Source organism: Pseudomonas sp. SR18, from assembly GCF_023701505.1.
Taxonomy (GTDB): Bacteria; Pseudomonadota; Gammaproteobacteria; order Pseudomonadales; family Pseudomonadaceae; genus Aquipseudomonas; species Aquipseudomonas cyclaminis.
In genome coordinates this window covers 1-5,381 of sequence record NZ_JAMQAU010000034.1, presented here as the reverse complement: position 1 = coordinate 5,381, position 5,381 = coordinate 1, and the positions used below count along the sequence as shown (strand labels likewise).

1 protein-coding gene is annotated in these 5,381 nt (G+C 60.9%); it reads right to left on the bottom strand.

Annotated features, from left to right (window positions below):
* A partial coding sequence (locus NDJ82_RS27295) for a beta strand repeat-containing protein (RefSeq protein WP_250926658.1) occupies nt 1–5,381 on the bottom strand: 5,381 nt, incomplete at both ends.

Below are 5,381 nucleotides of genomic sequence, written 5' to 3'. Positions count from 1 at the left end.
GGTGACAGTCAGATCGATCTTCGGCAGCGGGTTACCCGCGTTGACGAATTCGGCGCCTTTGGCCGTCAGCACAACGTTGTTGCCCGAGATGGCGTAGTAGCCGTCTGCGTTAGTACCAGCAGTGAAGTTAACAGTCAGACCATCACGCGGTGTCTCTTCGTCTTTAGCAACGAAAGTACCGGCAACGGTGCCTGCTTCAGCAGCGTTCTCAACGATGGTGGTCGGCGTGATGTCGATCAACGGTACGTCATTGACCAGCGTCACAGTCGGCTGGCCTTCGCCAGTAGAGCTGAGACCACCGGCGTCGGTGACGGTCAGGTCGATCTTCGGCAGCGGGTTGCCAGCGTTGACGAATTCGGCGCCTTTGGCCGTCAGCACAATGTTGCTGCCCGAGATGGCGTAGTAGCCGTCTGCGTTGGTGCCTGCAGTGAAGCTAACAGTCAGACCATCGCGAGGAGTTTCTTCATCACGTGCGTTGAAAGTACCTGCAACGGTGCCCGCTTCAGCAGCGTTCTCAACGATAGTGGCCGGCGTAACGTCAATCAGCGGAACGTCGTTGACCAGCGTTACGGTCGGCTGGCCTTCGCCGGTAGAGCTGAGGCCACCAGCGTCGGTGACGGTCAAGTCGATCTTCGGCAGCGGGTTACCCGCGTTGACGAAGTCAGCACCTTTAGCCGTCAGCACAACGTTGTTGCCCGAGATGGCGTAGAAGCCGTCTGCGTTAGTACCAGCAGTGAAGCTAACAGTCAGACCATCACGCGGTGTCTCTTCATCACGTGCGTTGAAGGTACCGGCAACGGTGCCCGCTTCAGCAGTGTTCTCGACAATAGTGGTCGGCGTGATATCAATCAGCGGCACATCGTTGACCAGCGTCACACCCGGCGTAGCCGCATCGTGGGAGCTGCCCTTGTCGGCGTCGGTGACGGTCAGGTCAATGGCCGGCAGTTTGTTACCCGCGTTGACGAAGTTCGCGCCCGCCAGGGTCAACACCACGGCGTTGCCCACGAGGGTGTAGTAGCCGTTTTTGTTGGTGTCGCCGGTGAAGGTGACTTTCAGATCGGCAATCGGAGTCTCGACGTCGCTCACGGTAAAGGTACCGGCGACGGTGCCTTCGCCGACCTGTTTTTCTACCAGGTCGTTCGCGACGACTTCAATCACTGGCAGGTCGTTGACCGCAATCACATTGATCGGCAGCGTAATCGACTCGGACTTCGGCGTCGCATCGCCATCTTGCGCAGTGGCGGTAACGGTGAGGTTCACCAGGCCGTTGGCGTTTGGCACCGGGTTGTAGACCAGTGTGGCCTTGTTCCAGCTGCTGATATCGATGCTTTGCACGTCAGCCGTGGCCGTGAAGCTGTGGCCCGGCGTGCCATCGGAAATGGTCGCGCCTTGCGGAATGCCGCTGATTTCCAGCTTGAGGGTCTCGGAACCATCTGTGTCAGTGGCATAAGCATCAATCGCGGACAACTTGATCGCGTGATCTTCCAGGCCGGTGTTCAGCACTTGGGTAACGCTGATGTTGTCCAGCACGCCGCCAAGCGAGTTGTTGGTGTCGCCGGCCGGGGCCTTGAATTCGAGTTTGGCGTCGCCGTCAGCGGTGACGGGCACGGTGAAGGTGTAGGTCTTCATGCCCACGACGGTGGCGTCCAGGGTGCCGACTTTGACGCCGCCCCAGAACACGTCGATCACCGAGTTGTTCTCGGCGCCCGCACGCGGCGAGTAGTCGACCGAGATGGTGTAAGCAGTGCCGCTTTCAGCCTTGATGATGGTGTACAGGCTGGCGTCATCGCCGGCGTTTTTCTCCAGCTCGATGACCGGGCTGTTGCCTGGGGTCTCTACGCCGTAGACGCTGCCTTGGCCGATTTCCACTTTGCCGTCGGCGTTGCCGGTCAGCCATTGGGTGTTCGGATTGGTGCCCGTGCCGGCTGCGTTATTGGCATCGCCAACCGCGACCGTGCCCCAGGCGCCGTTGATCGGGGCACTGTCGAAGTTGATCGCGCTCACCACGCCGCCGCCGAGCAGGCCCAGGTGCGGGGTGTCGGTGACTGGCGCGATGGTGATTGCTGCGGTGGTGTCGCTGCTTGGTTTGCCGGCATTGTCGACGGCGGTGAAGGTCAGCGAAGTGCTGCCGCTCCAGTCGCCGGTCGGCGAGAAGTACACCGAAGCCTTGCCGTCGGCACCTGCCGGTACCGAGTCGCCGACTTTCAGGGCGATGGTGAGCGTCGAGTCGCTGTAGAGCGTGCCGTTGGTCGGCAAGGTGGTGATGACGAAGCTGGCAACGGAGCCATCCACGTCGGCGCCACTCAGGACGATGGTTGCGGCGTGGTCTTCGTTGGCACTGGCTGGGTCAGCCGAGGCGGTCGGGGCATCGTTGAACAGGTCGATGGTGACCTTACCGGTGGCGCTGCCGGTTTCCGGTGGCTCGCGGTCAAGGTTGCCGCCGCCGATGTCGGTGACGTCGATGGTGACGGTGCGATCAGTGCCAGCCGGATTGTTGCCCGGGGCTTGGAAGGTAATCGCTTCAACCAGCTTGATGAAGTCCGCCGCGCTGCTGCCGGCTGGCGAATTGCTGGTCAGGGTGTAGACGACTTTGCCATCCGCGGCGCTGCCGGTTTCGGTGATGGTGATACCGGCAACGGCCAGGGCCTTGAGTACATCGGCATTGCTGAGCAGATCACCAGACACCAGGTGATCAACCGTGACCACCACTTTGCTGAAGGTGGAGTTGTCGACGTCGCTGATGGACAGGTTCTTGACCAGCGCGCCGCCTGCGGTCTGCTCGGTGAAGGTGGTGCTGTCGAAGCTGACTACCGGCACATCGTTGACCGGAACCACGTAGACCACCGAGGTCACTGGCGCGGAGTCCGCCTGACCGTCGTTCACGGTGATGGTCAGGTTGCGATTGACCGGGCTCGGGTCTTCGCTCTCGCTGGCGAAGTGCACCGAGCGCAGGACTTCTTGGTACTCAGCCTTGGTGGCTTCGCCGGACAGGCTCAGCACACCGGTGTTCTTGTCATAGCTGACGGTGATTTTGGTGTTGCTGACATCCGCGATCAGCACGTCATCGGTCAGGTGGTTGACCAGCGTGACCTTGGCGCTTTGCAAGGTGCTGTTGTCGACGTCGGCGATGGTCAGGTTTGCCGCAACGTAGCCGCCTGGCTTGCCTTCAATGTAGGTGTCGCCGAACGCGTTGGTCGAACCGTTGCCCAGCACCGGCGCGTCGTTGACCGCAGTGACTACGATGCCGATCTTGCCGCTGGTAACTTCCTCAACGCCGGTGCTCAGCTCTTTGGCCGTGGCTTTGACGGTCAGGTCGAAACTGGCAGTCGAGTCCTTGAACGGGGTAACGGTCAGGGTGCTCAGGTTCCAGGTGCTCACATCGTAGAGCGTGCTTGCGCCGGTCGAGGTGATGCTGTGACCAGTGGTGCCGTCGGTGAGCACGGCGCCTTCCGGCAGGCCGCTGATTTCAACCTTGTGGGATTCCGAGCCGTCGTTGTCGACGAACGTGGCGGTAATCGGCGCGATCTTGATCGCGGTGTCTTCCAGGCCGTGGTTGTAGACGGAACCGGTGTAATAGCCTTCGCCGTTCACCACGTGGCTGTCGCCGAGCACCATGCCGGCGGCTTCAAGCGCGGCCACACTGGTGTAGGTCTGCAGGCCGCTGTTGCCCAACGACACGGCCGGGCCGTTGTTGGTCGATACGTTGACGTCGTAGTTGCCCGGGCCGTTCTGGTTGTAGTGGTAGACGTCGAGGGTGTAGTAACCCGACTCGGTCGGCGTGTAGGTCGACCCGCCAATCCCGCTGCCCTGGCTCCAGGTCTCGGAAGCAACCAGCTTGCCGCCTACGGTGATTGCCAGACTGTCGTCGGCAGTACCGCTGAAGGTGTAGCTCTTGCCGGCTTCCAAGTAGACCAGGCCCGACACTTTGGTCGCGGTGCCTTCGGCCACGTTGCCGTTGCTCACATTGCTGGTCACGCCAGTGGAGGCTGCGCTGTCAGCGGTCTGGGCGTTGATCACATTGATCAGCGTGCTCGACTGGGTAACGCCTTGGCCGTTGGTGCCCAGTTCAGCCGGCAGGTTGCTGCCGGTCCAGGTTTGAATGGTCAGACCGGTTGGCACTTGACCGAAGGTCAAAACCGGCACATCCGTCACCGGGTGGATATCCACGGTGATGGTTTTAGTGTCGCTGTAGGAGCTGCCGTCAGTCGCCTGGAAGTTCAGCTCGGTGTAATCGCCTTGCTTGTTACCCACGCCAGTGCCGCCGAAGCTGTTATCGCCCGACTCGTTGTCTGCCGGGGTGTAACGCACGTTGTGGGCATCGAAGTCAGCCTGAGTGAAGGCCTTGCCCGCCGAGGTGTCGGTTTTCAGATCGGCCGTGGTGAGCTTGACCCACTCGCCGTCGACTTTGTATTCGATGGAACCGGCCGGCAGGCTGGTAAACACCACTGCCAGGCTGGTGGAATCTTCGTCCTGGACGCCGAACGTCGCCCAAGTGAGCTCGATCGAGGTGTCTTCGTTGCCCTCGATGCGGCCGTCGACGGCGGTCGGGGTGTCATCGACCAGGGTTACGGTTGGCTGGCCTTCGCCGGTGGAGCTGAGGCCACCGGCGTCGGTGACAGTCAGGTCGATCTTCGGCAGCTGGTTGCCAGCGTTGACGAAATCGGCGCCTTTTTGGGTCAACACGACATTGTTGCCGGAGAGGCTGTAATAGCCGTCAGCGTTGGTGCCGGTGGTGAAGTTGATGGTCAGGTTTTCACGCGGAGTTTCTTCGTCACGTGCGTTGAAGGTACCGGCGATGGTGCCTGCTTCGGCGGTGTTTTCGACGATGGTGGTCGGCGTGATGTCGATCAGTGGAACGTCGTTGACCAGGGTTACAGTCGGCTGGCCTTCGCCGGTAGAGCTGAGGCCACCGGCGTCGGTGACGGTCAGGTCGATCTTCGGCAGCTGATTACCCGCGTTGACGAATTCGGCGCCTTTGGCGGTCAGTACGACGTCGTTGCCGGAGATGGCGTAGTAACCGTCTGCGTTGGTACCAGCGGTGAAGCTGATCGTCAGATTTTCGCGTGGGGTTTCTTCGTCACGCGCGTTGAAGGTACCGGCGATGGTGCCTGCTTCGGCGGTGTTTTCGACGATGGTGGTCGGTGTGATGTCGATCAGTGGAACGTCGTTAACCAGGGTCACAGTCGGCTGGCCTTCGCCGGTAGAGCTGAGGCCACCAGCGTCAGTAACAGTCAGGTCGATTTTCGGTAGCTGATTACCCGCGTTTACGAATTCGGCGCCTTTAGCGGTCAGGACCACGTTATTGCCGGAGATGGCGTAGTAGCCGTCGGCGTTGGTGCCTGCGGTGAAGCTGATCGTCAGGTTTTCGCGTGGGGTTTCTT